Origin of the sequence: Bacteroides propionicigenes, assembly GCF_018390535.1 — a bacterium.
GTDB lineage: Bacteria > Bacteroidota > Bacteroidia > Bacteroidales > Bacteroidaceae > Bacteroides > Bacteroides propionicigenes.
Map to the genome: position 1 here is coordinate 62,298 of NZ_JAHBBW010000004.1, position 26,321 is coordinate 88,618.

The following is a 26,321-nucleotide window of genomic DNA, read 5'->3' on the forward strand; positions in this document are numbered from 1 at the left end:
TCTCTACTCCTTTCTTATTTAGCACTGATAGAATCAGTGAGTTCAACTTTAATAGTAGCTCCCGTAGCACTATCTGCCGTATTTTGACCAGCATATGCAGCATATGCAACATTCACGGCATTCAAAAACGCACGTGAAGTAATGGTAGAAGCTGTAATAGCGTCCACTTTACCACCGTCTTTACTTACAGTCAGAGGAGCTTCTCCCGGATTCATACCGGTAATATCTCCCTTATTTCCTTTCTTGAACCAATCTGCGGCTTTGGAACCTAATCCCGGAGTTTCCACATGCGACAGCAAAGAGTAATCAATAATCTTACCTTCAGCATCGAAACCTACCAGAACCTTCAGTTCACCACCGAAGCCCATAGAAGTTGCTTCAACAGCTGCACCGATGAATTTACCTTCTTTTGTGGCAGGATATACAGAGTATTCAACACCGTTCACCTCTTGAGTTTTCTTTTCTGCAATCGGATCATTATCAAAACCCGGAACTACGGCACTCACAGCATCACTCAATGTCTTGGCATTGGCTTGTGCGATAGGTTCCTTCGTCAGTTCGTTTACATAAGCCAGCAATGCTACGGAAATAGCAGTAACGCCCGTAAGTACCAGCAACATATTCTTTAAGGATGATTCTAACTTTTTCATTTCTTCTTCGCTACCTCCCCAAAGCGTTTAGGTTTAACATATGTGTTGATTAGCGGAGTGAACGCATTCATAATAAGAATAGCGAATGACATACCTTCCGGATATGCACCGAACAAACGGATAATTACCGTCAACAGACCGATACAAACACCGTAAATCAACATTCCCTTATGGCTCATCGGAGAAGTTACATAGTCCGTAGCCATGAAGACAGCACCCAGCATCAAACCACCGGACAACAGCTGCACCACCGGAGATACATAAATTTCCGGATTAACCATATACATAATGCCGGAGAAAACAAACACCGTAGCCAGAATAGAAACAGGAATATGCCATGTAATAATCTTCTTCCACAACATATAAGCCAATCCCAGCAACAAAGCCAATGCGCTGACTTCACCCAAGCAACCGCCATTATTACCAATCAGCAAGTCAAAAGATGCGGGAATATCACTTAATGACATACCCGGAGCGCCATTGATTACACCTTTCATAATAGCCAGCGGTGTAGCGGCAGTAGTAGCATCCGTATAGGCTGTCAACTGTCCGACAGCTGGCCATGTAGTCATCTGCACCGGAAAAGAGAGCAACAGGAATACACGTCCTGCCAATGCCGGATTAAAAGGATTACAACCCAAACCACCGAAAGACATCTTGCCCACACCGATAGCAAACAAAGCGCCCAAGATGATTATCCAGATAGGAAGGTTGGAAGGTAAATTAAATGCCAGCAACACACCGGTAATAACAGCAGAACCGTCACAGATGGTTGTGGTTTCTTTTTTCATCAGGAATTTGCCGATAGCCCATTCAAAGAACAAGCAGGCAGCTACGGAAGTAGCCGTAACAATCAGTGCACCCAGTCCGAAAAAGTAAAGCGACACAAGAAATGCAGGAATCAATGCAATGAGCACGCCATACATATTCTTCTTCACGCTGTCACCACCGTGAACATGGGGCGAAAGGGATACGATTAATTTATTCATAAGATTATACTAAATTAAATCTTTCATTTTTTTACTTGACGTGCACGTATCATTGCTCCTACCTTTCCCTTACCTAAGCGGATATAATCCAGCATCGGACGGTTGGAAGGACAAGTGAACTGGCATGAGCCGCATTCGATACATGACATGATATCTTCTTTCTCTACTCTTTCAAAATCTCCGTGAGCCGATACAGTAGCCAGTAAGTAAGGTTCCAGTCCCATAGGGCAAGCACCTACACACTTGGCGCAACGGATGCATGGTTGTGCCTCACCGCGCTTAGCTTCTTTATCGTTCATAATCAGAATACCGGAACTACCCTTGGCTGTCGGTACATCTGTATTAACCAGAGCTTTACCCATCATCGGACCACCACCGATTATCTTACCTGTATCTTCGGGCAGACCACCGCAAGCATCAATCAATTGCTTCATCGGCGTACCGATACGTGCCAGGAAGTTAGAAGGTTTGGAAAGAGATTTGCCGGTTACGGTAATTACACGTTCAAACAACGGTTTATTTTTCTGAACAGCCTGATACACAGCAAATGCGGTACCTACGTTCTGAACGACTGCACCGGTAGAGATAGGTAATGCTCCGGCAGCAACCTGACGACTGATTACAGCATCAATCAGCTGTTTTTCACCACCTTGCGGATATTGAACTTTCAAAGGAACAACCTCAATGCCGGCGTAACCGGCAGCAACTTTCGTCATTAGCTGGATAGCATCGGGCTTATTATTCTCAATACCGATAAATGCCTTATTCACTTTTACGGCTTTCATCAGGATAGAAATACCCACCATAATCTCTTCGGCATGCTCCAACATCAGCTGATGATCGGCAGTCAGATACGGTTCACACTCTACGGCATTGATGATAACACATTCTGCCTTAAAAGCCGGAGGCGGACACAACTTAACTTGTGTAGGGAAGCAAGCGCCACCCAAACCAACGATACCTGCATCCGCAATTTTCTTCACAATTTCCTCTGCAGTGAGGTTGCACTCTTTTACCAATGTATCGGTGCGGTCGATAGATTCTTCCCACTCATCTCCTTCTACATCAATAAAGATAGCGGGTTTGGCATATCCGCTGGCATCGACAACTGTGTCAATCTTAGCGACCTTTCCGCTGACAGACGAATGAATAGCAGCTGATACGAAGCCACCGGGTTCGGCAATCTTTGTACCTACTTTCACGACATCACCCTTAGCAACGATAGGCTTTGCAGGAGCACCGATGTGCTGGCTCAGTAAGATTGTGGCTTTTGCCGGAATCTCTGCCTGCACGATAGGCTGATGTGCTGAAAGTTTATTTTCGTGTGGATGAACTCCACCAATTGAAAATGTCTTCAACATACAATTCTGTATTTTTAGTCGTTTTATTACTTTTAATATTATGCCTCTACTTTCGGAGCCTCTATATCTGTTTTCGGCTTGCGTGGAGGGAAGTTAAGTGCGATAATTGTACCTTGCGGACAAACTTCTTCACACTTGCGGCAAGATTTGCATTTGTTCGGATCGATGTACGCCAAATTATTTTCCAAAGTAATCGCTTCAAACGGACATACTTTCACACATTTGCCACAGCCGATACAAGCTACAGTACAAGCCTTACGTGCCACTGCACCCTTATCCTTGTTTACACATTGCACATACACGCGACGGGATTTCTTACCCTGAGGACGGATTTCGATAATGTTTCTCGGACAGGCCTTAGCACATGCGCCACATGCGGTACATTTAGCTTCGTCCACTTCCGGAAGCCCGGTTTCGGGATTCATGTGGATAGCATCGAACTGACAAGCATCCACACAGTCACCGCAACCCAAACAGCCAAAACTACATCCTGTTTCACCACCATAAAGAGAAGATGCAATCGCACAACTCTTTGCACCGTCATATTGGTTGATACGGGGACGGTTGGCACATGTTCCGTTACATCTCACTACTGCAACCATAGGTTCGGCAGCTGCTGCATCCAATCCCAAGATTTCGGCAACCTTCGTCATAACGGGTTGTCCACCCACCGGACAAAGCTTACCTTCCAGCGAACCTGCCTTGACACAAGCGTCAGCAAATCCGCTACAACCCGGGTAACCACATCCACCGCAATTTGCTTGGGGAAGCACAGCTGCCACTTGCGCAATTCGCGGATCTTCATACACGGCAAATTTCTTGGAAGCTACATAAAGTATAGCCGCTGAAACCAGTGCTATAGCTCCCAATGAAATTACTGCAATCAGAATTACATTCATAAATTAGTTGTTTATTAATTATTTATTTTATGTATTAGTTAGTTCATTGGTTTGACTGAAAAAGAGAACTTCTTTCCCAACCTCGACTTGTTCAACCACAATATATAATAATAAGGTATAAGGAGAGCTAACGAACAAAGTGCGGAACTCAGTTCATCATTCCATATAGCCATAAAAATAAAAAGGGAAAAAATTAAAACAAAGAAAGGTAGTACAAAAGCAAGCAGAACCGCCATCACTCCCATTGACAATTCACCGATAACCCATACGCGGTCACCGGGCTGATAGGCTGTTTCGCTGTCATTGGTAACATCAACGAGCTTCTCTTTCGTATCGGCGGAACTGCAATGTCCCTTGATACTACATGAAGCGCATGCTGAAGTCTGAATAATTCTCACTTGAAGATGAGAACCGTTTATGTTTTCCACAATACCCTGATGTTTTATAGTATTCGCCATTTTGCAAAGTGTGCATTACAAATCGCGGCAAATTTACGCATTATTTGCGAACTGCAAGGGATTAGATTGTTTTTTCTGTGTACGTAAACGTTCATTTTCCCGTTTTTAGTGATTTTTCTTTATTTTTTCTACTAAAACACACAAAGAACGCCCCGTTTTCATTCAACGGGGCGTTCTTTTTAGTCGTTAACAATATGTATGGTTTACCATTTGTAATTGATACCGAAGCTCAACAATTCTTTTACCTGAAAATAGCTGTCTCCTTCGGTTGGCTTGGCACTGTCATCAAAACGGGCGTGTACATAAAGCTTAGTGGAAAGATAACGGTTCAGTACAAAATTCACAGTATTTTCCCATTCAATACGTGTCCATTCATAACTGGTCTGAAAATCCAAACGAGAATCCAGCACAATGGAAGGTATAATGGTCCATGACAGCGTCGGTTGTATTTGAGAACCGAAATTATGTTTGACACACTTGCCTTCGTCCAAACCGAACTTTACTTCATCTACCTCCTTATTGCCCACATAACGCAACATATAAGTCAACGGAGCCATGAAAACAGACAAATTAAATTTCTTCTTTTTCAGTTTATAATCCATACCGATACTGGACGACCAGTCTGCCGGAGCAAAGAAAGCGGAAACCAACTCCTCACTGTTCGCTTTATAACCGTGACAGAACTGTGTCTTAAACTCGGTAGTAATTGTATAATACCATTTAGATGCAGCCTGAATACCTATTTTACTATAAATACGAAGTTGGTCGGTACTTACCAGATAATTGTGAAACTCATCGGAAGGGGCGGAACTGAAGCCTAATTTAGCATCCAGCAGGTTCTCCCATTGAACTTTCTCCTTATCATTATAATTAGCGAACAACTGCAAATTGGCAAGCACGGCATTTGTGCTCTCACCACCTTTATACCAGTTATCGGAGATATAGTTCTGCGTAATTTGCAATGAACCGTTTCCTCCGGTGACCCACCAGTTAGGTTTCTGTATCACCACCTCCGCTTCTTCTTTCACCCCTATCATTTTTTCTTGGGCAAAAAGTTTGGCAACGGAAGGCTTGGAAGAAACTTCCTTTTCAATATTATCCTTGAAAACTTTCGTTTTTTTAATTTCCTTTTCAGTCATTACCACTAAGTCCGGGCGATTAACATAGGTATTCAGCATCACACGGTCTACTATCTTATTGGCATTTTCCTTCGACAAGAAGCTCAATGTATCAAACGGCAAAAGTTCTTTTGTCATTGCCGGTACCGTATCAGGCTTTTGAAAACTCCAGTTTACCTGAGACAAACGTTCCATTGGAGCATAATAATAGGTAGTGGGAACAAACAAACGGTAATAGTCCGGGTTGTATGCAATATAGCGTTCGGGAGTGGCCGGATCATTTAAATAATTCAGCACTCCAAAATATTTCTCATGCAACACCGAGACTGTATCCAATTGATATCCTTCATTGTACGGTTGCAGCTTCAATATCCAATTTTGGCTCCAAATGCCCGACAATGTATCCGCCTTTTCCGTTGCAGCCTGTTTCTTTATAGAATCCTGGGCTATTACCGGAAATGAAAATAGTGCGGCAACTAATCCTATTAAAACACGTCTATTCCTCATAATTTCTTAAAATCTATATTTGAACGCAAAATTAAACCAAAATGTTCAGATTACAAAAGGAGTGAAGTGAAAGTTTATCAGAACCTTATTATACACGCATATTCCACTTTTTATAATTGTTTTCACTAAACTGTTATGTACTTCCTCTTTTTTTTCATAATTTTGCGCTTTAATTTTTAGAGAAAACATTTAAAACAGTATAGTTGTGGGAGAAACAAAGTATATTTTCGTCACCGGTGGCGTTGCCTCTTCATTAGGCAAAGGTATCATTTCGTCATCCATCGGTAAGTTATTGCAAGCAAGAGGTTATAAAGTAACGATTCAAAAGTTCGACCCGTACATCAACATTGACCCGGGTACACTGAACCCTTATGAACACGGAGAATGCTACGTAACGGTAGACGGTCATGAAGCTGACCTTGACTTGGGACACTATGAGCGTTTTCTGGGCATCCAGACTACCAAAGCTAACAACATTACAACCGGACGTATCTATAAGAGCGTCATCGACAAAGAGCGTCGTGGCGACTATTTGGGAAAAACGATTCAGGTTATCCCTCATATTACGGATGAAATCAAACGTAATGTAAAGCTCTTGGGCAATAAATATAAATTCGATTTCGTTATTACCGAGATTGGCGGTACGGTAGGTGACATCGAGTCTCTCCCGTATTTGGAAAGTATCCGCCAGCTGAAATGGGAATTGGGTAAAGATGCACTGTGCGTACACCTTACTTATGTACCCTACCTCGCAGCTGCCGGTGAACTGAAAACCAAACCGACCCAGCACTCCGTGAAGGAACTGCAAAGCGCCGGAATCCAGCCCGATATACTTGTGCTCCGTACGGAACATGAATTGAGCACCAACTTACGCAAGAAAGTGGCACTTTTCTGTAATGTAGACGAGAATGCCGTTGTACAGAGTATCGACGCGCCTACTATCTATGAAGTGCCTATCTTGATGCAAGCTCAGGGATTGGACCAAACTATCCTGAAGAAAATGGGACTTCCTGTCGGAGACACTCCGGGATTGGGTCCTTGGCGTGCTTTCCTCGAACGCCGCCACAAGGCGGAAACAACAGAACCGGTGCATATAGCATTGGTTGGCAAGTACGACTTGCAGGATGCCTACAAGTCTATCCGCGAAGCGCTCTCACAAGCCGGAACATACAATGACCGCAAAGTATCGGTAGATTTTGTAAACAGCGAAAAGCTGACAGACGAAAACGTAGCGGAAGCATTAAAAGGTATGTCAGGCGTTCTTATCGGACCGGGCTTCGGCGAACGCGGCATTGCCGGAAAATTTGTAGCCATCAAGTACGCACGTACACACGACATTCCCACATTCGGTATCTGTCTGGGTATGCAGTGCATAGCCATTGAATTTGCACGTAACGTCTTGGGATATGCGGATGCCAACTCCCGTGAAATGGACGAAAAGACTCCCCATAATGTTATCGACATCATGGAGGAACAGAAATCCATTACCAATATGGGTGGAACCATGCGTTTAGGCGCTTACGAATGTGTGCTGCAAGAAGGCAGCAAGGCATACGAAGCCTATGGCACAGAACACATACAGGAGCGCCATCGCCACCGTTATGAGTTCAATAATGCTTACAAGGAAGAATATGAAGCAGCAGGCATGAAATGCGCGGGTATCAATCCTGAATCCGACTTGGTGGAAATTGTAGAGATTCCGCAACTGAAATGGTATGTCGGAACACAGTTCCATCCGGAATACAGCAGTACGGTATTGCATCCGCATCCGTTGTTTGTAGCTTTTGTAAAAGCTGCGATTGAAAATGAAAAAAAGTAATCATTACTAATTTTAATAATTGATAATTCATAATTGATTAAATGGATAAAAATACCATCACAGGCCTTGTCCTAATAGCCGTTTTGTTAGTCGGATTCAGTTTCTTAAGCCGTCCGAGCAAGGAACAGCTGGCAGCACAACAACACTATTATGACTCCATAGCCCAAGTACAACAACGCGAAGCTGACTTGAAAGCAAAGGCGGAAGCCGCTTTGGCTAACGACAAAGAGGTTCAAACGGCAGACTCCGCCGCCCTCTTCTTTGATGCGCTTCAAGGAACTGACTCACAGGTTACAATACAAAACAACCTGGCGGAACTGACAGTGGCCACCAAAGGCGGACGTATTTCATCAGCTACATTGAAAGAGTATATGGGACAGGACAAAAAGACGCCTGTTACCCTATTCAGCGGCGATGACGCTTCCATGAACTTCCTTTTCTACAACAAAAAGGAAACGATACAGACAGAGGATTACTATTTTACAGTGGCAAACCGTACGGACAGCACCGTAACCATGCGTTTGTCTGCAGACAGTGCCAGCTATATCGACTTTAAGTATGCCATGCATAATGATACGTACTTGGTGGATTTCACAATAGATGCCGTAGGCATGGAAGACAAGCTGGCAAGCACCAACTATGTAGACATTGAGTGGTCGCAACGTGCACGCCAGATAGAAAAGGGTTACACCTACGAGAACCGTTTGTCTGAATTGACTTATAAAATTACCGGAGACGGAACCGATTATTTGTCCGCCGGCAAGAATGATGAAAAAGAAGTTGCAGAACGTCTGGACTGGATTGCCTTCAAAAATCAGTTCTTCTCTTCCGTATTCCTGGCTGACGCAGATTTTGAAAAGACAAAGTTAAACTCAAAGATGGAAGCGCAAGGCAGCGGATATATCAAGGACTATTCTGCAGAAATGAGCACTGTTTTTGATCCGAGCGGCAAAAATCCTACCCGGTTGTTCTTCTACTTCGGCCCTAACCATTACAAGACACTGACCGCACTTGACAAAGGGCGTGAAGACAAGTGGGAACTCAACCGTCTGGTATATCTGGGCTGGCCGTTAATCCGCTGGATAAACAAATGGTTCACCATCAACATCTTCGACTGGTTGTCGAGTTGGGGATTGAGTATGGGTATCGTTTTGTTGCTGATGACATTAATTGTAAAAGCGGTAGTATTCCCTGCAACATGGAAAACCTATATTTCTTCAGCCAAGATGCGTGTGCTGAAACCGAAAATTGACGAAATCGGCAAGAAGTACCCGAAGCAGGAAGATGCCATGAAGAAACAACAGGAAGTAATGGGGCTTTACAGTCAATACGGTGTCAGCCCCATGGGAGGATGCCTGCCGATGCTGATTCAGTTTCCTATTCTGATGGCATTGTTTATGTTTGTGCCGAGTGCCATTGAGCTTCGCCAGCAAAGTTTCTTGTGGGCCGATGACTTGTCTACATACGATGCATTCATCAACTTCCCGTTCCATATTCCGTTCTTGGGCAGTCACCTCAGTTTATTCTGTTTGCTGATGACAGTAACCAATATTCTGAACACCAAGTTTATGATGCAGCAGCAAGACACAGGCGCCAATCCGCAAATGGCAGCTATGAAGTGGATGTCATATCTGATGCCTGTAATGTTCCTGTTCATATTGAATGACTATCCTTCGGGACTGAACTATTACTACTTCATTTCGACGCTCATCAGTGTAGTGACTACGCTCATCATGCGTAAAGCCACTAACGAAGAAGCCCTTCTTGCACAATTGGAGGCAAAGAAGAAGGATCCGAAAAAGATGAAGAAAACCGGCTTCGCCGCCCGCCTTGAAGCAATGCAGAAGCAACAAGAGCAGATGATGAAAGAAAAGCAGAACAGGAAATAAACTTCCGTTCAAGATATTTTTCAGAAGGGAGCCGGACAATTCGCATTGCCCGGCTTTCTTTTCCTTTTTCAAGTACATCAAAAAGGATTATCAAGTATATCAAATGATTTTTTCAAGTATATCCAAAAATTATCTATCGAATATGCAAACTAAATACACCTACAAAGAGATTTGGCTCATAGCCTACCCTATTTTAATCAGCTTGCTCATGGAGCAGATGATTGGTATGACAGACACAGCCTTCTTGGGGCGTGTAGGCGAAATAGAATTAGGAGCATCTGCCATTGCAGGCATCTTCTATATAGTAATGTTCATGGTGGCATTCGGTTTCAGTATCGGAGCGCAAATTCTGATAGCACGGCGTAACGGTGAGCAACAATATAAAGAAATAGGCAACTTATTCTATCAAGGCATCTATTTTCAAGTAGGAATGGCAGCGGTCATGTTTGCTGTATGCTACAGCTTTGCACCGGCAATATTGAAACGGCTTGTCTCTTCCGAACACATTTACGATGCGGCAATGAGTTACCTGAACTGGCGTGTTTTCGGCTTCTTCTTCTCCTTTACGGCAGTAATGTTCCGTGCCTTTTTTCTGGGAACTACACAAACCAAAACACTGACACTGAACTCCATTGTCATGGTATTAAGCAACATCGTGTTCAATTATATCCTGATATTCGGAAAGTTCGGCTTCCCCGCCCTCGGCATTGCCGGAGCAGCCATCGGCTCGTCAATGGCGGAATTGGTGTCATTGATATTCTTCATTATCTATACCCGCAACCGTATTGATATTCGCAAATACGGACTGGACAAGATACCGGGTATCCGTTGGAACATACTCAAACGTATGCTCAACGTTTCCCTATGGACCATGGTGCAGAATTTCCTCTCACTCTCCACATGGTTCCTGCTCTTCCTCTATGTAGAGCATTTGGGAGAACGTTCACTCGCCATTACAAATATCATCCGCAACGTATCCGGAATCATGTTCATGGTGATGATGGCATTTGCTTCTACTTGCGGTTCACTGGTCAGCAACCTTATCGGGGCGGGAAACATCAGTTGCGTACCCGGAACAATACGGCAGCACATACGCATAGCCTATGCCTTTGTATTGCCCTTCGCCATCTTCTTTGCACTATTCCCCAAACTGATATTGGGAGTGTATACGGACATTCCGGAACTGCAGGAAGCGGCCATCCCCTCGCTTTGGGTACTTTGCTCCGCATACCTGTTCCTCGTGCCGGCCAATGTTTATTTCCAGTCCGTATCGGGAACGGGTAACACACGTACCGCATTGGCTTTGGAAATGATAACGCTGGTGATTTACACCTGCTATATCACATATATCGTTGCCTATCTGAAATTGGACGTGGCATTTGCATGGACCTCTGAAATAGTTTATTCCGTGGGTATTTTGGTGCTTTGTTACTTCTACATGAAGAAAGGAAAATGGAGTCTGAAGAAAATTTAAATTAATTCCCTATCTTCGCTACCAAAATAAATCTTCAAACATATATGAAACAATCAAACCTATTATTTATGTCGGCAGCAATGATGTTGGCATCCTGCGGCGGAACTAAAGACGCAGGACAAAACGGGGCGCTTATCGAGAAATCGGATATAAAGATTGAAGGTAAACGCATGACGCCCGAAGCGCTTTGGGCAATGGGACGTATAGGCAGTGTAGCCGTATCGCCCGACGAGACGCAGATTGCCTATTCGGTGGCTTATTACAGTGTACCGGAAAACAAGAGCAATAACGAGTTGTTTGTCATGAATGCAGACGGCAACAATAACAAGCAAATCACTCGTGACAATTGGCAGGAAAGCCAACCAGCCTGGATTAAGGAGGGTAAGAAGATTGCTTTCCTCTGCAATGAAAGCGGCAGCAGCCAAGTATGGGAAATGAATCCCGACGGCACGGAACGTAAACAGCTTACTCAATATGACGGAGACATCGAAGGCTTTTCTTTCTCTCCCGACGGTAAGAAGTTACTTTTCATAGCCCAAGTAAAAACGGTGCAGAGCACTGCGGACAAGCATTCCGATTTGCCCAAAGCAACCGGTATCATCATTACCGACCTGATGTACAAGCATTGGGATGAGTGGGTTACAACCGCCCCGCATCCTTTCGTCGCCGAGTTTGACGGCAATGGAATCAGCAACGTAAGAGATATCCTCGAAGGACTTCCCTACGAAAGCCCGATGAAGCCTTTCGGCGGCATCGAGCAACTGGCATGGAGCCCCACATCGGATAAAGTGGCTTTCACCTGCCGCATGAAAACCGGACTGGCATATGCCATCTCCACCGACTCGGACATTTACGAATACGATGTACAGAAAGGCGGCTTCATCAACCTTTGCAAAAAGGATGCGAAAGCCTCCAACGGGCAAGCTGAAATGGCAGGCTACGACACCAATCCGCAATATTCTCCGGACGGCAAATACATCGCATGGCAGAGTATGGAGCGAGACGGCTATGAGGCAGACCTCAACCGCTTGTGTGTAATGGACCGTACCACCGGAGAGAAACGTTTCATCAGTCAGGGATTCCCGTCCAATGTAGACGCTTTCTTATGGAACAAAGATTCGCAAAGCATCTTCTTCTTGGGCGTATGGCAAGGCAGAACCCAAATCTACAATACCAACCTGAAAGACGATTGGATATACCAACTGACCAACGGTATGTACGACTATGCTTCGATGGCCTTATGCGGCAACAGCATGATTGCCAAACGTCACTCCATGTCTGCGGGCGACGAAATCTTTTCCATCGGACAATTGGACAGCAAACCTTTCCCCGTCTGCATATTCCGTACGGATGTGTGCAACAATTACAACAGCACCGATTCCGTAAAAGAGATTTATCCCGTAACGCAACTCACCTTCGAGAACAAGCAAATCTACGACCAACTGGAAATGGGCAAAGTGGAAGGACGCTGGATGAAAACCACCGACGGCAAGCAGATGTTGACATGGGTTATCTATCCGCCCCACTTCGACCCCAACAAGAAGTATCCTACCCTACTCTTCTGCGAAGGCGGTCCTCAAAGCCCCGTCAGCCAGTTCTGGAGTTATCGTTGGAATTTCCAGATTATGGCTGCCAACGACTATATCATCGTGGCTCCCAACCGTCGCGGTCTTCCGGGCTTCGGCGTAGAATGGAATGAAGCCATCAGCGGTGATTACGGCGGTCAATGTATGAGAGATTATTTCACCGCCATTGATGAAATGTCCAAAGAACCGTTTGTAGACAAAGACCGTTTGGGTTGTGTAGGCGCCAGCTTTGGCGGCTTCTCCGTTTACTGGCTTGCCGGACATCACGACAAACGCTTCAAGGCGTTTATCGCTCACGACGGTATCTTCAATATGGAAATGCAATATCTGGAAACAGAAGAAAAATGGTTTGCCAACTGGGATATGGGCGGTGCATACTGGGAAAAGAACAACGCTACAGCCCAACGTACATTTGCCAACTCTCCCCACCTTTTTGTAGACAAATGGGATACTCCTATCCTCTGCATCCACGGTGAAAAGGATTTCCGTATTCTTGCCAACCAAGCTATGGCAGCTTTTGATGCCGCCATTATGCGCGGTGTTCCCGCCGAATTGCTTATCTATCCCGATGAGAACCATTGGGTGCTGAAACCGCAAAACGGTATTCTGTGGCAGCGCACATTCTTTGAATGGCTGGACAAATGGCTGAAGCCGGCTAAATAACAAAGATAAAAGAGAACATAAAAAAGGAAGTTAACATCATCGCAACAATGATGTTAACTTCCTTTTTCTATGATGTTAACTTAGTGTAAGCTATCCTGTTAACTTCATATCTGCCATAATGTTAACAAGATATTATTCCACCTGTCAAACCAAGATACCCAATATCGGAAACGTCGCCCCCTGCATTGCAAAACAGATGCCAAAAACAGCCGCACTTACAATCCAAAGGATAACCAAAGTCCATTTCAGTCCGGAAGCCATGGGCTGCCACTTAAATAGCTGGCTGAATATTGCCCAAACAAGGCTTACCAATGGAATACCCACCAACAGAATACCCGCAATATACATGACGATAGCCGATAACGGAGAAGTAGGCAACACCACATCAAAAGTAGGGAACATCGAAATAAGCGCAGCCCCGCCGCCGATAGCCACCATTATAGCCGCAAAAAGCAAAGCGACAAATACCACTCCGAATACAAATAACAACGGGCTGCAGATGATAGCGAATATCACCAAACAGATTTTGAAAAACCAACCGGCAACCATAACCAATGCATCACCCAACTTCTGCAAGACAGTACGGGGTTTATCAGATTTCACATAATCGTTCACACCATTGGCAACCTTTTCAAAACCGTCAGTCACGGTTTTTCCTATATTCTCCACTGTAACAGCTTCGCCGCGCATATTCAGTTTCTCGGCAGCCGTACGCGCTTCGGGGATAACCAACCAGCAAACAATATAAACCGGTATCAACGTTCCCACTCCACAAATCAATACAACCAGCAATAACAGACGTAACAGAGTCACATCCCATCCCAAATACGCTGCCATACCACTGATAACACCACCCAGTAACTTATCATCCGGATTACGGTAAAGACGACGATGTGTTGTAGTACGGGTTGTGTTTCCGGTGCCGGCAAAAGGCTCATTATCGTTCTCCGCTTCCATATCTTCCGGTTTTCCCATACGGGTAATCACCTCTTCCACATCAGCGATGGTAATCACTTGAGAACCTGCAATAAGTTTCTCCGCAAAGAGTTCGGAAATACGACGTTCAATGTCATCGATTATCTCGTCCGCACCGGCTTCCTTACGGAAATGAATCTTTAAATTACTTAAATAATTATCCAAAAGGCGGTAGGCATCTTCATCAATATGAAAAACAGTGCCACCTAAATTTACCGTTAATGTCTTCTTCATTGTTGTATGTTTTTTACTTTTTCATTTATTACTTATATATAGCTATCAGCAACTAATTATTGGCAATATGGTTGACCGTGTCACTTAATTCCTGCCAAGATACTTCCAATTCGCCCAAAAAGACCTCGCCTTTCTCTGTAAGCTTGTAGTATTTACGCGGCGGCCCCTGTGTAGACTCTATCCATTCGTAACTCAACAAATCATCGTTCTTCAAGCGGGTGAGTAACGGATAAAGCGTACCCTCTACCACAATCAGCCGTGCCTCTTTCAGCTTCTGTATAATATCCGAAGCATAAGCCGGTTCCTTATGGAGCAATAGCATGATGCAATATTCAAGCATGCCCTTGCGCATTTGCGACTTTACATTATTAACGTCCATAATCCATATATTATTAAATTATTTTACTAAGTACAACAAAGATGCCATACCTACATCCTTTGTATGGCACAAATATATGTATTATATTAGTACTATGTATTACAAAGTACTTTATATTTATATTAATTAACAATAAAGTCGTATTTTGTACCCATAACACTTAAGGTTTATACCTTTTATATCTTAAGTTTATACTACTAATTCACAAAGCATACTATATTTGTATCCGATTAACAATATAAACGCCACAAATATGTTTACTATCAGAAAAGCAACAAGTGCTGATTGTGAGTTGATTCACAAACTTGCCTGGCAGATATTTCCCGAAACTTATAAGGAAATACTTTCAAAAGAGCAAATCGAATACATGATGGAATGGATGTACTCTGTAGAGAATATCCGCAAACAAATGGAAGAAGAAGGGCATGTGTACCTTATAGCCTATGAAGAGTGTGAAGCGGCAGGATATGTATCCGTACAACCGGAGGGCAAGGACCTGTTTCATCTGCAAAAGATTTATGTACTCCCCTATTATCAAGGAGCACACTGCGGAAGTTTCCTGTTTCGTGAAGCTATAAAATACATCAAGGAAGTACACCCGGAGCCATGTATGCTGGAATTAAACGTAAACCGCAATAATAAGGCAATGCACTTTTACGAACACATGGGAATGAGAAAACTGAGAGAAGGGGATTTCCCGATAGGAAACGGATATTATATGAATGACTATATAATGGGAAAGGAAATTTGAATTTAATGAAGAATAAAGAATGAGGGATGAAGAATAAAGAATGAGGAACAAAAAATTCTTCATTCTTCATTCCTCATTCTTCATTTAAATAAGTTTTCTCATTTATTTTGCCACTCTCTCCAGCCACTTAACCATCGAGAGCATTACAATCATAGAAGCACCTGTGGCACCCACAAAGACTAACCAGCATGCCCAAATTGGAACGGTAGTATAAAGAATACCGCCAATGAAAAGCAACGAGTTGCCTACTGCAGTTGCAGCCAGCCAACAGCCCTGCATCAAACCTTGCAAATGAGGAGGAGCCACCTTCGACACGAAAGACAAGCCCAACGGTGAGATAAACAATTCGGCAACCGTAAGGATGAAGTACAAGCCAATCATAATCCACGGGGTTACACGGATAGCATTAATTTCGGCCGCACTCATTGTACTCAGCGCATCTTTGGCGGGCAGAGTGAATGAGAATACCATCAGGAACACATAAGCCAATGCCGCAATACCCATACCGATAGCAATCTTCATCGGAGTAGAAGGTTCCTTGCCGTTTTTCTTCAACGAACCGAACAACCACATGATAAACGGAGTGAGGAATACCACAAAGAACGGATTTACACATTGGAATATTTCAGCACCCTTGATACGGGTAAATCCAAGGTCGATATCGATTACACTCAAATCCACATAGTCGCGCGCAAAGTAAGTCAGCGAATAACCATTCTGATGGAATGACAACCAGAAGAAGATTACTACACCGAATACAGCGAACAAAGCATAGATACGTTGCTTGATTTCTGCTGCACTCATCTTGATTTCTTCCTTACTTACAGTAGCACTTTGCTCTGTGGCAGCTACCACTTTCTTTGCCGGGTCGGGAAAACGGTTCTTATTGACCAGATAGATTACCAATGAAATCAACATGGCAACAATAGCAGCCATGAAAGCATATTGGAAACCACGGTTAAACACATCCAGATAGTTGTTGACAAATGCGCCCATATCAGTCACATGGCTGCCGTTGAGTGTAACTTTATCTGCCAACGACGCAAGATTTTCCATTGCCTGAGGAGCCATCTTATCACCTTCCTTAAGGAATTGGTGACAAAGTTCGGGCAAAGTGGCATCATAGTCGAAGTTATTGACCTTCAACCACCAGTTACGCACACCGATAGCAATCCACGGAGCAAAGAAACCGCCGATATTAATAAACATATAGAAAATCTGGAAACCGGAGTCGCGCAAGCTTGAGTACTTGGGGTCATCGTACATCTGACCTACCAGTGCTTGAAGATTACCTTTGAACAAACCGTTACCGAAAGCAATTACCAAAAGTCCGAAACAGGTCAATCCCAAGTAAAGCGCCATACTGGGAACCGGCGTAGGAGTAGGAATGGCAATAATCAAATAGCCGACAGCCATCATCACCAAACCGGCAAGAATAGTGCCTTTAAAGTTTTTAGTTTTGTCAGCTATAATACCGCCTGCCAATGCCAAGATATAGATGGATGCATAGAATGCGGAATAAATATATCCGGTAGTCGTTTCAGACAACCCGAACTTAGCCGAGATAAACAATGTAAGGATTGCCATCATAATATAGAAGCCGAAACGCTCTCCCATATTAGCCAAAGCGGCAGCAATCAAACCATTAGGGTGTTTGCTAAACATAAAAATAAGTTTTTGTAAATTAGTAATTAGTATTAGTTTATTTATATTTTTTGCAAATATATGCTTTTCATCGAGATTTTCGGTAAGAAAACAGAATATCTCTTACCCGAACCGAGCTTTTATGACTCAAAAAGAGTACAAACCTCGGCGCGTACTTCCTTTATCAAATCTTTCGGATTCAACTTAAGCTGCAATCCGCGTTGTCCGGCGCTGATATAGATATGGGAGAATTGCAGGCAAGTCTCGTGAATATAAGTGGGAAAAGGCTTTTTCATACCGATAGGCGAACAACCGCCGCGAATATACCCCGTCAGCGGAAGCAGCTCCTTCATAGGGATGAGGTCACACTTCTTGTTTCCGGAGACCTTAGCCGCCAATTTCAGGTCGACTTCATGCTCTCCGGGAATGACGCACACGAAATAGCCGGTCTTGTCACCATGCAATATCAGTGTTTTGAAGACCTGTTCTATATCCTCTCCCAAGCTGGCGGCAACGTGTATGGCACTCAAATCTTTCTCATCCACTTCGTAGGGGATGAGTTCGTAGGCTATCTTTGCCTTATCAAGCAGCCGGGCTGCATTCGTTTTATTAATCTTGGATTCTTTCATTGCAAATCAGGACTCTTTTATTACAAATCATGAAGCTCTTCTTTCAGAAACTTCGGCGTATATCCCCTCGTACTCTTCGCTACTTCCTCAGGCGTGCCGCAGGAGAGAAGTTCTCCCCCGCCCTTACCTCCTTCGGGACCCATGTCGATAATATAGTCCGCCATTTTGATAACATCAAGATTATGCTCGATAACGATAACCGTATTACCCTTATCGACCAGTTTATTCAATACGTTCATCAAAACGCGAATATCCTCAAAATGTAGTCCGGTAGTAGGTTCGTCAAGAATATAAAGTGTCTTGCCCGTATCCCGTTTGGAAAGTTCGGTAGCCAATTTCACACGCTGGCTCTCTCCACCGGAGAGTGTGGTGGAAGATTGTCCCAACTTGATATACCCCAAGCCAACCTCTTGTATAACCTTAATCTTATTCAATATCTGAGGTACGTTTTCAAAAAACTCCACTGCACGGTTTATTGTCATATCCAGCACATCGGCAATGGATTTCCCTTTAAAGCGCACTTCCAACGTCTCTCGATTGTAACGCTTGCCGTGGCAAACCTCACAAGGAACATAGACATCGGGCAGGAAGTTCATTTCAATGGTTTTGTAACCATTACCCTGACAGGCTTCACAACGTCCGCCACTGACATTGAACGAGAAACGTCCCGCTTTGTAGCCGCGGATTTTGGCTTCGGGCAAGCCTACAAACAAGTTACGGATATCGGAAAAGACCCCCGTATAGGTAGCCGGATTGGAACGGGGGGTTCGTCCTAATGGTGACTGGTCTACATTCACCACCTTATCTATATACTCCAATCCTTCGATACTGCCGTACTCCAAAGGATCTTGAAGAGAACGATAAAACTTCTGTGATAGAATAGGCTGAAGCGTTTCATTAATCAATGTAGACTTCCCGCTACCCGACACGCCCGTTACACAAATCAGCTTGCCAAGCGGGAACTCTACATCCACATTCTTCAGATTATTGCCTTTTGCACCACGCAGCCAAAGACTATGTCCATTGCCTTTCCGGCGTTCGGCAGGAATTTCAATGGCACGTTCACCGTTCAAATATTGAGAAGTCAGCGTATGCGTTTGCAGCATCTTCTGCGGAGTTCCGGCAAACACGACCTCACCACCCAACCTGCCCGCTTTGGGTCCCATATCTATAACATAATCCGCAGCGAGCATCATGTCTTTATCATGCTCCACCACGATAACGGAATTACCCATATCACGCAATTCTTTCAGCGAATGGATGAGCCGCTGATTATCACGTTGATGCAATCCGATGCTCGGCTCGTCCAGAATATAGAGCACATTTACCAACTGCGAACCTATCTGCGTAGCCAACCGGATACGCTGGCTTTCACCACCGGAAAGACTGACAGCGCTACGGTCCAATGACAAATAATCCAATCCCACATCCAACAAGAACTTCAGGCGGGTACGGATTTCTTTCAATATTTCTACAGCAATCTGTTGTTGCTTATTGCTAAGATATTGGTCTACATTCATCAACCAGTCATATAACTCGTTGATATCCATTGTGGAGAGTTCGTAGATATTTTTATCATGAATGCGAAACGACAAGGCTTCCTTATTCAACTTTGCGCCATGACACTCAGGACAGACAGCCGTTTTGGCAAACTGCTCCGCCCACTTCTGTGCCGTGGCAGACGCATCCTTTTCCTGTAACATCTGGATGTACTTCACCACTCCCTCAAAAGTAACAAAGTAGTCGGAAGATGTACCGATAAGCGAACTCTTTATCTTTATACGCTCGTCCGAACCGTACAGTATTTCATCAATGGCATCGTCCGGAAGTTCCTTGACAGGGGTTTTCAGCGTAGCTTCGTATTTCTCCAACAATGCGGTAATCTGCCAAAAAATCATGCTGTTTTTGGATTTTCCCAAAGGAACGATGGCTCCCTCTCCGATGGACAGTTCGCGGTCGGGGATAATCTTGTCTATATCAATCTGGCTCACCACACCCAGACCTTTACACTTGGAACAAGCCCCCTGCGGGGAGTTGAAAGAGAAGTTATGGGGAGCGGGGTCACGATAGGACAACCCGGTTACAGGGCACATCAGGCGCTTGCTGTAATGACGAACGCTCTCACTTTGGGCATCAAGAATCATCAGCAATCCGTCACCCTGACGCATGGCAGTGGCAACGCTGTTCTTCAAGCGGGTGTCATCCTTATCCGTTACCACCAGCTTGTCAATGACCACCTCCACATCGTGGCTCTTGTAACGGTCCAGTTTCATGCCGGGCAATGCTTCGCGCACCTCGCCGTCCACGCGGACATGGAGATAACCTTTTTTGCGAATTTGCTCGAACAATTCCTTGTAATGACCCTTACGACTACGCACCAACGGAGCAAGAATGTAAATACGTTTCCCTTTATAATCATTCAGAATAAGCTCAAGAATCTGTTCTTCGGTGTATTTCACCATTTTTTCACCGGAAAGATAAGAATAAGCTTCACCGGCGCGGGCATACAGCAGACGAAGATAATCGTATATCTCCGTTGTCGTACCTACGGTAGAACGTGGATTTTTATTGGTTGTCTTTTGCTCTATGGAAATCACAGGGCTCAATCCTGTAATTTTATCCACATCAGGGCGTTCCAAGTTGCCCAAGAAGTTACGGGCATAGGCTGAAAATGTTTCAATATAACGGCGCTGGCCTTCGGCAAATATCGTATCGAATGCGAGAGATGACTTGCCGCTTCCACTCAACCCGGTGATAACAGTCAGGCTGTTGCGGGGGATTTCAGCATCAATGTCTTTCAAATTATGTACACGCGCTCCGTATACATTGATATATTCTGTTTCTTCTTGCATACTTTAATTAATGAATTTGTGCAAAAATAACGGTTTCCCACCGAATATCAGTCGAAAAGATGTATTTTTCAGTTTTGAAATGCACAATATTATTTCTTAACGCAATCCTTTGGTTAAAATAGGACAATATTGCTAACTTTGCAGCTACTTTGGGAAATTGTAAACATAAACCAACGATTACTGAATGAAAACAATCAACCGTATTTTTTGCTCCCTACTGTTTGCCGGCGCATGCAGTTTCGGTGTAAATGCACAAGAAAACCAGTCATATTTTCTGCATACAATAGAAAAAGGTCAAAGCTTATATTCCATTGCCAGCATGTACAACATCAGCCAAGCGGATATAGTACAACTAAATCCCGGCAGCGATGACAAGATATATGTGGGACGCACCTTACGCATTCCGCGTACGGATGCCAATTCGCAAAAGGAAACTTTTCATACCATAGCTCCCGGTGAGACTCTATATCGCCTGACCGTGAAATATAACGTATCCGCCAAAGCCATATGCGATGCCAATCCCGGACTGAGTGCCGAAAACTTCCGCATCGGGCAGGTAATTCAGATACCTTCTTCTACAGACGCGACAACCGCCACCGCAAACGCACCGGAACTTTCCGGCACATCTGCAGGGACTGTATCTGTTCAAGCTCCGGTACAATCACGTTGCCGCGATATGCACAAGGTAAAACGCAAAGAAACAGTATTCAGCATCAGCCGCGAATATGGCATCACTGAGGCCGAACTCATTGCCGCCAATCCGGAGTTGCGGGGTGAGAATAAAATAAAGAAGGGATCATTCCTCTGTATCCCCTATCCATCTTCCCAAACGCAGCAAAGCACACACCCCCAAGCTGTGCCAAGCAACAGCGAACTATTCAGTGAAAACAAAAAGAGCAATGAGCGCATCAATGTTATCAAAGCTGCCGTTATCCTTCCGTTCCTACCCGACGGGGCAAGTAAAAGCGAATCCGCAAAAATGGTGGAATATTATGAAGGTTTCCTCATGGCGGTAGACAGTTTGAAGCGTACAGGCACTTCCATCGACCTTTATACTTACAGTACCGGTCCTGCCACATCATCCCTGAACTCCATACTTGGAAAAAACGAGATGAAGGATATGGATATTATTTTCGGTCCGCTACACCAGCAACACATCAAGCCGCTGGCCGACTTTGCCGACAAGCATGATATACGTCTGGTCATACCGTTTACATCCAAAGACAATACCGTATTCCGTAATCCGTCGGTGTACCAAATCAATACGCCCCAATCCTATCTCTATTCAGAAGTGCACGACCACTTTGTCCGCCAGTTCCCTAATGCCAATGTCATCTTCATCGAAGCCAGCCAAGGCACTAAAGACAAAGCGGATTTTATAAAAGGGCTGAAGGAGGAACTGCTCAACCGCTCCATACCGATGAAATCTTTGAAAGAAGATGCTACCGTAGAATCATTGAAAGCCGTACTGCGTGACGACCGCGAAAATATCTTCATCCCCACTTCCGGAAGTAACGTCACACTGATTAAGATACTTCCGCAGTTGACGTTATTGGTACGCGAAAAGCCCGACAACCGCGTACATCTGTTCGGCTACCCGGAATGGCAGACTTACACAAAAGATCATCTTGAAGCCTTCTTTGAACTCGATACATATTTCTATTCATCTTTCTATACGAACAATCTGTTGCCGGCAGCTATCAACTTCACCAAGAGTTATCGCAAATGGTATGGAAAAGAAATGGATGAGCGTTATCCCAAATTCGGCATGTTAGGTTTCGATACAGGTTATTTCTTCCTCAAAGGGTTGTCCCGATACGGTTCCGGATTTGAAAAGAACTTGAACGGAATGGACCTCGTTCCCATTCAGACCGGATTCAAGTTCCAGCGCGTAAATAACTGGGGCGGATTTATCAACCGGAAAGTATTCTTTGTGCATTTCACCAAAAACTTTGAATTGATAAAGCTCGATTTTGATTAAAGAGACGGCACTACAGCCATTAGGTCATAGCAATTCGCAATTTTAGGAAAATGAAACTAAAAACAATTATAGGAACAGCACTCTTGGCAGGTATGTGTGCCTTGCCGGCAAGCGCACAGGTGGGCGAACAACGCCATAACTTTTCTGTGGGCATCAACGGCGGTATCAACCTGAATAGTGTAAGTTTCTCTCCCAGAGTCCGCCAAAGCAATCTGATGGGCATCAACGGAGGACTGACAGCCCGTTATATTTCCGAGAAGTACTTCAGTATGATATGCGGTGCGCAAATAGAGCTGAACTTCTCCCAGCATGGCTGGGATGAATTTTACCAGGACTATCCCGAACTGCAATACACACGCAAGATGAACTATGTAGAAATTCCTTTCCTTGCGCATCTGGCATTCGGAAAAGACAGGGGGCTGCAATTCTTTATTCATGCCGGGCCGCAGATTGGCTTCTTCTTAGGAGACAGTTATACAATTAGCGGTGACTGGGACAATGATACGGGAATAACCGTTGAGCAACACGACAAAGCTGTAGATAACAAGTTTGACTATGGTATTACGGGCGGGGCCGGCATAGAGCTTCGTACCAAAGCTGGAAACTTTTTGGTAGAAGGCAGATATTATTATGCTTTGTCCGACTTTTACAGTAGTACTAAGAAAGACTATTTCTCCCGTTCAGCCCATGGAGTTATCACGGCTAAAATCACTTATTTATTCGATTTAAGAAAATAACGGTTCAGTTGTAGTTCTTGGGGGATTAACGTTTTCTAATTCCCCTTTATGTATACACATTCGCTAATCTGAAGAGGAAGTGATGTACATCACAATTTATTTTGATATACGTCAAAACGGATTATGATATACATCAAAACAGGGAATATTCTTGGATTTCAGTTTGCGCCTGTACCCCTTCCACCCTTCCGAATCCTCCTGTTTATACGGGATAGCGGGTGGAACCCGCTTTTTACTTCCCCAATGACACATCTCAGCTCTCTAAACCACACACTTCAACTCCCTAAACCACGAGCATTTGTCCTGCAAACCACAGGCATTTGAGGAGCTGAGGTGTGTGGTTTAGGGAGCTGAGATGCGTCATTGGAATTGCCGGAATATGCAGTCTGTGATATGGGGTTCCACCCGCTATCCCGTATAAACAGGAGGATTCGGAAGGGTGAAAGGGGGTGGCATGAAAGCAACACGGCTTCTGCCAACAATTGCAATTGATTTGTTTGTGCCACAAGACAAAGCTCGAACTTTTATTACACTAAACAAAATCTCCACGAATTCTCTACCGCTCCGTTTTTTACCAAGCTCTCAAGTTTTCAAACTGAGCCAAAATAACGACAGGTCTGATAAATAAAAGAGGTGTCAAAATGTAAAAGTCCTATCATTAGCTTCGCTCAAAACATCTTTTGATTTTTACACTAAGGTATAATCTGTCATTCAGAGGAGCTTGCGACGAAGAATCTCCTCTCTAATGTATGCAGAGAAGAGATTCTTCACTGCGTTCAGAATGACAGAATGATAGGACTTCTATATTTTGACAACCCCTTTATTATTTCAATCTCCGCTTCTTATCGAAACAGACTCATTATCTCAATCTATCCGCAGCTTTCACCATCAGTTCGTCACGATAGATAGCACGGAAAGCCAAATAATTCAGTATGATACATACGGCAGGTAAACATAAAGCCCAACCCAACTGGAAACTCATTGCATTCAAATCGCCTTTCAAGATAAACATGAATACAAAGAAAGCAATGTAATAGCCTATCAGTAAAAGACTGCCGAATATCGTCATACGAACTTGCAGCATACGGTTACGGAACAGGAATATAGTGCATAGCGCAATGATTGCACTCAATAAAAGAATACCAAACAAGCCCCATGTAGACTGAAAACTCCCGTCGGCCAAAGTTACCCCCAGTGGTTTGAAAACATGAGCGGATATCCCATCCGAACCTATAAACTCTCCCACCGGCAAGCAGATAGCCACAACCAGCAGAATTGCTACTAACAATAAATAAACGGATTGAATACGTTGTATCATTACTGCAATTTCTCTTTTTCCTTAGAAGGATTACGATAATATACCTTACCTTCAAGATACTCCTGAGTAGCAATCAATGTAGGTTTCGGTAATTTCTCATAGTAACGGGAAATCTCAATCTGTTCGCGATTCTCGAATACTTCTTCAAGATTGTCATTATAAGAAGCAAACTCAGCCAGCTTCTTAGAAAGATCATTCTTGATTTCAACACTGATTTGATTGGCACGCTTACCAATAATCGCTACTGTTTCATATACATTACCGGTATCCTCACACAACTCCATCATATCGCGGGTCACCGTAGTAACAGGAGCATTTGTCTTTCTGTAATCCATAAATTTCTATCTAAATTAATTTTATTCTATAACGATGATAATCTCTCTTTCTATCAGTCTTTCAAAATCTTCTGCGCTTCCTTGAAAATGCGATCGGCATCTTTCATGTATTTGCTTTCAGGAAATTCATTTTTAAAAGCATAGTATTCATCTACCGTCTCGCGATAACGTTCGGCTCTCTTATCCTCCACACTATACACTGCCATTTCATATTTGGCACGCAGGATAAGAATAGACAAATCTTCACGCATATTGGTATAAGGGTAATCCTTCAACGCATTTTGTGCAGTGATAACGCAAGACTCATAGTTATTTCCCAAATAATTTCCTAAATTATAATAGAGTTTGGCCGAAAGATATTCTTTCATAACCAGCTTGTCCTGCAATGCGAAAATCATGCTTTGAGCCTCATCTTTTTTTGAACTGTTCGGGAAATATTCAAGAAACATCTGCAATTGCTGAATTGCATTATATGTACTGGACTGGTCCAAACGGGGTTCCGGTGTATCCAAATACAACGCCTTTCCTGCATGGAAACGCGCCAATTCAGAAAACGTACCACGCGGATACACATTGTAATATTGGGTAAATGTCTGTGCGGCAGTCTGATAATCATTCTGGTTATAATAGCTCATACCCAGCATATAAAGTGATTCTTCCGCTTTATCAGTACCTTTAAGAATAGCAATCAATTCATTCAGCAAAGTTGCAGCACGATTGTACTGGCCTTTTGCAAAGTAATTCTTTGCCGCTTCGTACTTGTATTCGTAGTCTGTGCTTTTCAGCAACTTGTTGTATTCTCCACATGAGGAGAGCAGCAGTGCTGCAAGCAAAGTTATAAGGATGTTCTTCTTCATTACTTTTATTCAAATAATGCGCAAAGATAGAGGTTCGCATCGAATTAAACAACGATACGCACCTTAATTTTTCAAAAACAAAGACGAAGGGAGAAAGATAATCGATGAATAGGGAAAGAAAAAAATAATAGAGTGACAGAAGGGTAAAGTGATGCAAGATAATAAGATGACAGAGCAACAGAGTGATGAGGTACTGAAATTATACCCTATCACTCT

At 43.8% G+C, this 26,321-nt stretch carries 21 protein-coding genes; 7 read left to right on the top strand and 14 right to left on the bottom strand.

Annotation, left to right across the window (positions count from 1 at the left end; genetic code table 11):
• Nucleotides 1–14 precede the first annotated feature (14 nt).
• From KG118_RS07085 to KG118_RS07110, 6 genes are all read right to left on the bottom strand, one after another.
• Nucleotides 15–650: an RnfABCDGE type electron transport complex subunit G gene (locus KG118_RS07085; protein WP_117711755.1), complete on the bottom strand. Its 636-nt coding sequence runs from the start codon at nucleotides 648–650 to the stop codon at nucleotides 15–17.
• The gene (locus KG118_RS07090; RefSeq protein ID WP_117711756.1) at nucleotides 647–1,639 is read right to left on the bottom strand and encodes an RnfABCDGE type electron transport complex subunit D; all 993 of its coding nucleotides are present in this window, start codon (nucleotides 1,637–1,639) and stop codon (nucleotides 647–649) included. The genes KG118_RS07085 and KG118_RS07090 overlap by 4 nt, the downstream gene beginning before the upstream one ends.
• Nucleotides 1,640–1,662: 23 nt before the next feature.
• Nucleotides 1,663–3,000: an electron transport complex subunit RsxC gene (gene rsxC / locus KG118_RS07095; protein WP_117711757.1), complete on the bottom strand. Its 1,338-nt coding sequence runs from the start codon at nucleotides 2,998–3,000 to the stop codon at nucleotides 1,663–1,665.
• A gap of 38 nt (nucleotides 3,001–3,038) precedes the next feature.
• A complete protein-coding gene (locus KG118_RS07100) occupies nucleotides 3,039–3,899 on the bottom strand; it encodes a Fe-S cluster domain-containing protein (RefSeq protein ID WP_117711758.1) in 861 nt (286 codons plus the stop codon).
• Between the two features lie 38 nt (nucleotides 3,900–3,937).
• Nucleotides 3,938–4,357, bottom strand: coding sequence for a SoxR reducing system RseC family protein (locus KG118_RS07105; RefSeq protein ID WP_117711759.1), 420 nt, complete (start codon nucleotides 4,355–4,357; stop codon nucleotides 3,938–3,940).
• Between the two features lie 203 nt (nucleotides 4,358–4,560).
• Nucleotides 4,561–5,982, bottom strand: a complete 1,422-nt coding sequence (locus tag KG118_RS07110) for a DUF3078 domain-containing protein (protein WP_117711760.1) — start codon at nucleotides 5,980–5,982, stop codon at nucleotides 4,561–4,563.
• Nucleotides 5,983–6,187: 205 nt separating this feature from the next.
• On the opposite strand from KG118_RS07110, the gene KG118_RS07115 reads away from it, so the two are divergent.
• The 4 genes from KG118_RS07115 (at nucleotide 6,188) to KG118_RS07130 (ending at nucleotide 13,413) form a co-directional block, all read left to right on the top strand.
• Nucleotides 6,188–7,801, top strand: coding sequence for a CTP synthase (locus tag KG118_RS07115; protein WP_117711761.1), 1,614 nt, complete (start codon nucleotides 6,188–6,190; stop codon nucleotides 7,799–7,801).
• A gap of 41 nt (nucleotides 7,802–7,842) precedes the next feature.
• Nucleotides 7,843–9,690: a membrane protein insertase YidC gene (gene yidC / locus KG118_RS07120; protein ID WP_117711762.1), complete on the top strand. Its 1,848-nt coding sequence runs from the start codon at nucleotides 7,843–7,845 to the stop codon at nucleotides 9,688–9,690.
• Nucleotides 9,691–9,832: 142 nt separating this feature from the next.
• The gene (locus KG118_RS07125) at nucleotides 9,833–11,164 is read left to right on the top strand and encodes an MATE family efflux transporter (protein ID WP_117711763.1); all 1,332 of its coding nucleotides are present in this window, start codon (nucleotides 9,833–9,835) and stop codon (nucleotides 11,162–11,164) included.
• 44 nt (nucleotides 11,165–11,208) lie between these two features.
• On the top strand, nucleotides 11,209–13,413 hold the full coding sequence (locus KG118_RS07130) for a dipeptidyl-peptidase 5 (protein WP_233514896.1): 2,205 nt from the start codon (nucleotides 11,209–11,211) through the stop codon (nucleotides 13,411–13,413).
• A gap of 144 nt (nucleotides 13,414–13,557) precedes the next feature.
• On the opposite strand, the gene KG118_RS07135 is transcribed toward KG118_RS07130, so the two are convergent.
• The gene (locus KG118_RS07135; protein ID WP_117711765.1) at nucleotides 13,558–14,622 is read right to left on the bottom strand and encodes a PspC domain-containing protein; all 1,065 of its coding nucleotides are present in this window, start codon (nucleotides 14,620–14,622) and stop codon (nucleotides 13,558–13,560) included.
• A gap of 52 nt (nucleotides 14,623–14,674) precedes the next feature.
• Nucleotides 14,675–15,001 (bottom strand): PadR family transcriptional regulator, encoded by a 327-nt coding sequence (locus KG118_RS07140; RefSeq protein ID WP_117711766.1) that lies wholly within the window; start codon nucleotides 14,999–15,001, stop codon nucleotides 14,675–14,677.
• Between the two features lie 253 nt (nucleotides 15,002–15,254).
• On the opposite strand from KG118_RS07140, the gene KG118_RS07145 reads away from it, so the two are divergent.
• Nucleotides 15,255–15,752 (top strand): GNAT family N-acetyltransferase, encoded by a 498-nt coding sequence (locus KG118_RS07145; protein WP_117711767.1) that lies wholly within the window; start codon nucleotides 15,255–15,257, stop codon nucleotides 15,750–15,752.
• A gap of 102 nt (nucleotides 15,753–15,854) precedes the next feature.
• Here the strand turns inward: KG118_RS07145 and KG118_RS07150 are convergent, their stop codons facing one another.
• The 3 genes from KG118_RS07150 to uvrA all read right to left on the bottom strand — a co-directional run bounded on the left by KG118_RS07150 (nucleotide 15,855) and on the right by uvrA (nucleotide 20,877).
• A complete protein-coding gene (locus tag KG118_RS07150) occupies nucleotides 15,855–17,417 on the bottom strand; it encodes a peptide MFS transporter (RefSeq protein WP_117711768.1) in 1,563 nt (520 codons plus the stop codon).
• 119 nt (nucleotides 17,418–17,536) lie between these two features.
• Complete coding sequence (gene ybaK / locus KG118_RS07155) at nucleotides 17,537–18,025, bottom strand: Cys-tRNA(Pro) deacylase (protein ID WP_117711769.1); 489 nt, start codon at nucleotides 18,023–18,025, stop codon at nucleotides 17,537–17,539.
• A gap of 20 nt (nucleotides 18,026–18,045) precedes the next feature.
• Nucleotides 18,046–20,877 carry an excinuclease ABC subunit UvrA gene (gene uvrA / locus KG118_RS07160; RefSeq protein ID WP_117711770.1) on the bottom strand — a complete coding sequence of 944 codons (2,832 nt, stop codon included), beginning with the start codon at nucleotides 20,875–20,877 and terminating at the stop codon, nucleotides 18,046–18,048.
• Nucleotides 20,878–21,061: 184 nt separating this feature from the next.
• On the opposite strand from uvrA, the gene KG118_RS07165 reads away from it, so the two are divergent.
• Together KG118_RS07165 and KG118_RS07170 are read left to right on the top strand one after the other, a co-directional pair.
• Nucleotides 21,062–22,858 carry a muramidase family protein gene (locus KG118_RS07165; protein ID WP_117711771.1) on the top strand — a complete coding sequence of 599 codons (1,797 nt, stop codon included), beginning with the start codon at nucleotides 21,062–21,064 and terminating at the stop codon, nucleotides 22,856–22,858.
• A 50-nt stretch (nucleotides 22,859–22,908) separates the two neighbouring features.
• Nucleotides 22,909–23,595, top strand: coding sequence for a porin family protein (locus tag KG118_RS07170; protein ID WP_117711772.1), 687 nt, complete (start codon nucleotides 22,909–22,911; stop codon nucleotides 23,593–23,595).
• An 859-nt stretch (nucleotides 23,596–24,454) separates the two neighbouring features.
• On the opposite strand, the gene KG118_RS07175 is transcribed toward KG118_RS07170, so the two are convergent.
• From KG118_RS07175 to KG118_RS07185, 3 genes are read right to left on the bottom strand one after another with little or no spacing between them, the layout of a single operon-like run.
• A complete protein-coding gene (locus KG118_RS07175; RefSeq protein WP_117711773.1) occupies nucleotides 24,455–24,913 on the bottom strand; it encodes a DUF4293 domain-containing protein in 459 nt (152 codons plus the stop codon).
• The gene (locus tag KG118_RS07180) at nucleotides 24,913–25,248 is read right to left on the bottom strand and encodes a DNA-directed RNA polymerase subunit omega (RefSeq protein WP_009121057.1); all 336 of its coding nucleotides are present in this window, start codon (nucleotides 25,246–25,248) and stop codon (nucleotides 24,913–24,915) included. The genes KG118_RS07175 and KG118_RS07180 overlap by 1 nt, the downstream gene beginning before the upstream one ends.
• Before the next feature lie 53 nt (nucleotides 25,249–25,301).
• Complete coding sequence (locus tag KG118_RS07185; RefSeq protein ID WP_117711774.1) at nucleotides 25,302–26,105, bottom strand: outer membrane protein assembly factor BamD; 804 nt, start codon at nucleotides 26,103–26,105, stop codon at nucleotides 25,302–25,304.
• Nucleotides 26,106–26,321: the final 216 nt, after the last annotated feature.

Excerpts from the sequence above, each read along its gene's own strand:
- KG118_RS07085 (WP_117711755.1), bottom strand. The coding sequence starts at position 650 with ATGAAAAAGTTAGAATCATCCTTAAAGAATATGTTGCTGGTACTTACG.
- KG118_RS07090 (WP_117711756.1), bottom strand. The coding sequence starts at position 1,639 with ATGAATAAATTAATCGTATCCCTTTCGCCCCATGTTCACGGTGGTGAC.
- rsxC (WP_117711757.1), bottom strand. The coding sequence starts at position 3,000 with ATGTTGAAGACATTTTCAATTGGTGGAGTTCATCCACACGAAAATAAA.
- KG118_RS07100 (WP_117711758.1), bottom strand. The coding sequence starts at position 3,899 with ATGAATGTAATTCTGATTGCAGTAATTTCATTGGGAGCTATAGCACTG.
- KG118_RS07105 (WP_117711759.1), bottom strand. The coding sequence starts at position 4,357 with ATGGCGAATACTATAAAACATCAGGGTATTGTGGAAAACATAAACGGT.
- KG118_RS07110 (WP_117711760.1), bottom strand. The coding sequence starts at position 5,982 with ATGAGGAATAGACGTGTTTTAATAGGATTAGTTGCCGCACTATTTTCA.
- yidC (WP_117711762.1), top strand. The coding sequence starts at position 7,843 with ATGGATAAAAATACCATCACAGGCCTTGTCCTAATAGCCGTTTTGTTA.
- KG118_RS07125 (WP_117711763.1), top strand. The coding sequence starts at position 9,833 with ATGCAAACTAAATACACCTACAAAGAGATTTGGCTCATAGCCTACCCT.
- KG118_RS07130 (WP_233514896.1), top strand. The coding sequence starts at position 11,209 with ATGAAACAATCAAACCTATTATTTATGTCGGCAGCAATGATGTTGGCA.
- KG118_RS07135 (WP_117711765.1), bottom strand. The coding sequence starts at position 14,622 with ATGAAGAAGACATTAACGGTAAATTTAGGTGGCACTGTTTTTCATATT.
- KG118_RS07140 (WP_117711766.1), bottom strand. The coding sequence starts at position 15,001 with ATGGACGTTAATAATGTAAAGTCGCAAATGCGCAAGGGCATGCTTGAA.
- KG118_RS07145 (WP_117711767.1), top strand. The coding sequence starts at position 15,255 with ATGTTTACTATCAGAAAAGCAACAAGTGCTGATTGTGAGTTGATTCAC.
- KG118_RS07150 (WP_117711768.1), bottom strand. The coding sequence starts at position 17,417 with ATGTTTAGCAAACACCCTAATGGTTTGATTGCTGCCGCTTTGGCTAAT.
- ybaK (WP_117711769.1), bottom strand. The coding sequence starts at position 18,025 with ATGAAAGAATCCAAGATTAATAAAACGAATGCAGCCCGGCTGCTTGAT.
- uvrA (WP_117711770.1), bottom strand. The coding sequence starts at position 20,877 with ATGCAAGAAGAAACAGAATATATCAATGTATACGGAGCGCGTGTACAT.
- KG118_RS07165 (WP_117711771.1), top strand. The coding sequence starts at position 21,062 with ATGAAAACAATCAACCGTATTTTTTGCTCCCTACTGTTTGCCGGCGCA.
- KG118_RS07170 (WP_117711772.1), top strand. The coding sequence starts at position 22,909 with ATGAAACTAAAAACAATTATAGGAACAGCACTCTTGGCAGGTATGTGT.
- KG118_RS07175 (WP_117711773.1), bottom strand. The coding sequence starts at position 24,913 with ATGATACAACGTATTCAATCCGTTTATTTATTGTTAGTAGCAATTCTG.
- KG118_RS07180 (WP_009121057.1), bottom strand. The coding sequence starts at position 25,248 with ATGGATTACAGAAAGACAAATGCTCCTGTTACTACGGTGACCCGCGAT.
- KG118_RS07185 (WP_117711774.1), bottom strand. The coding sequence starts at position 26,105 with ATGAAGAAGAACATCCTTATAACTTTGCTTGCAGCACTGCTGCTCTCC.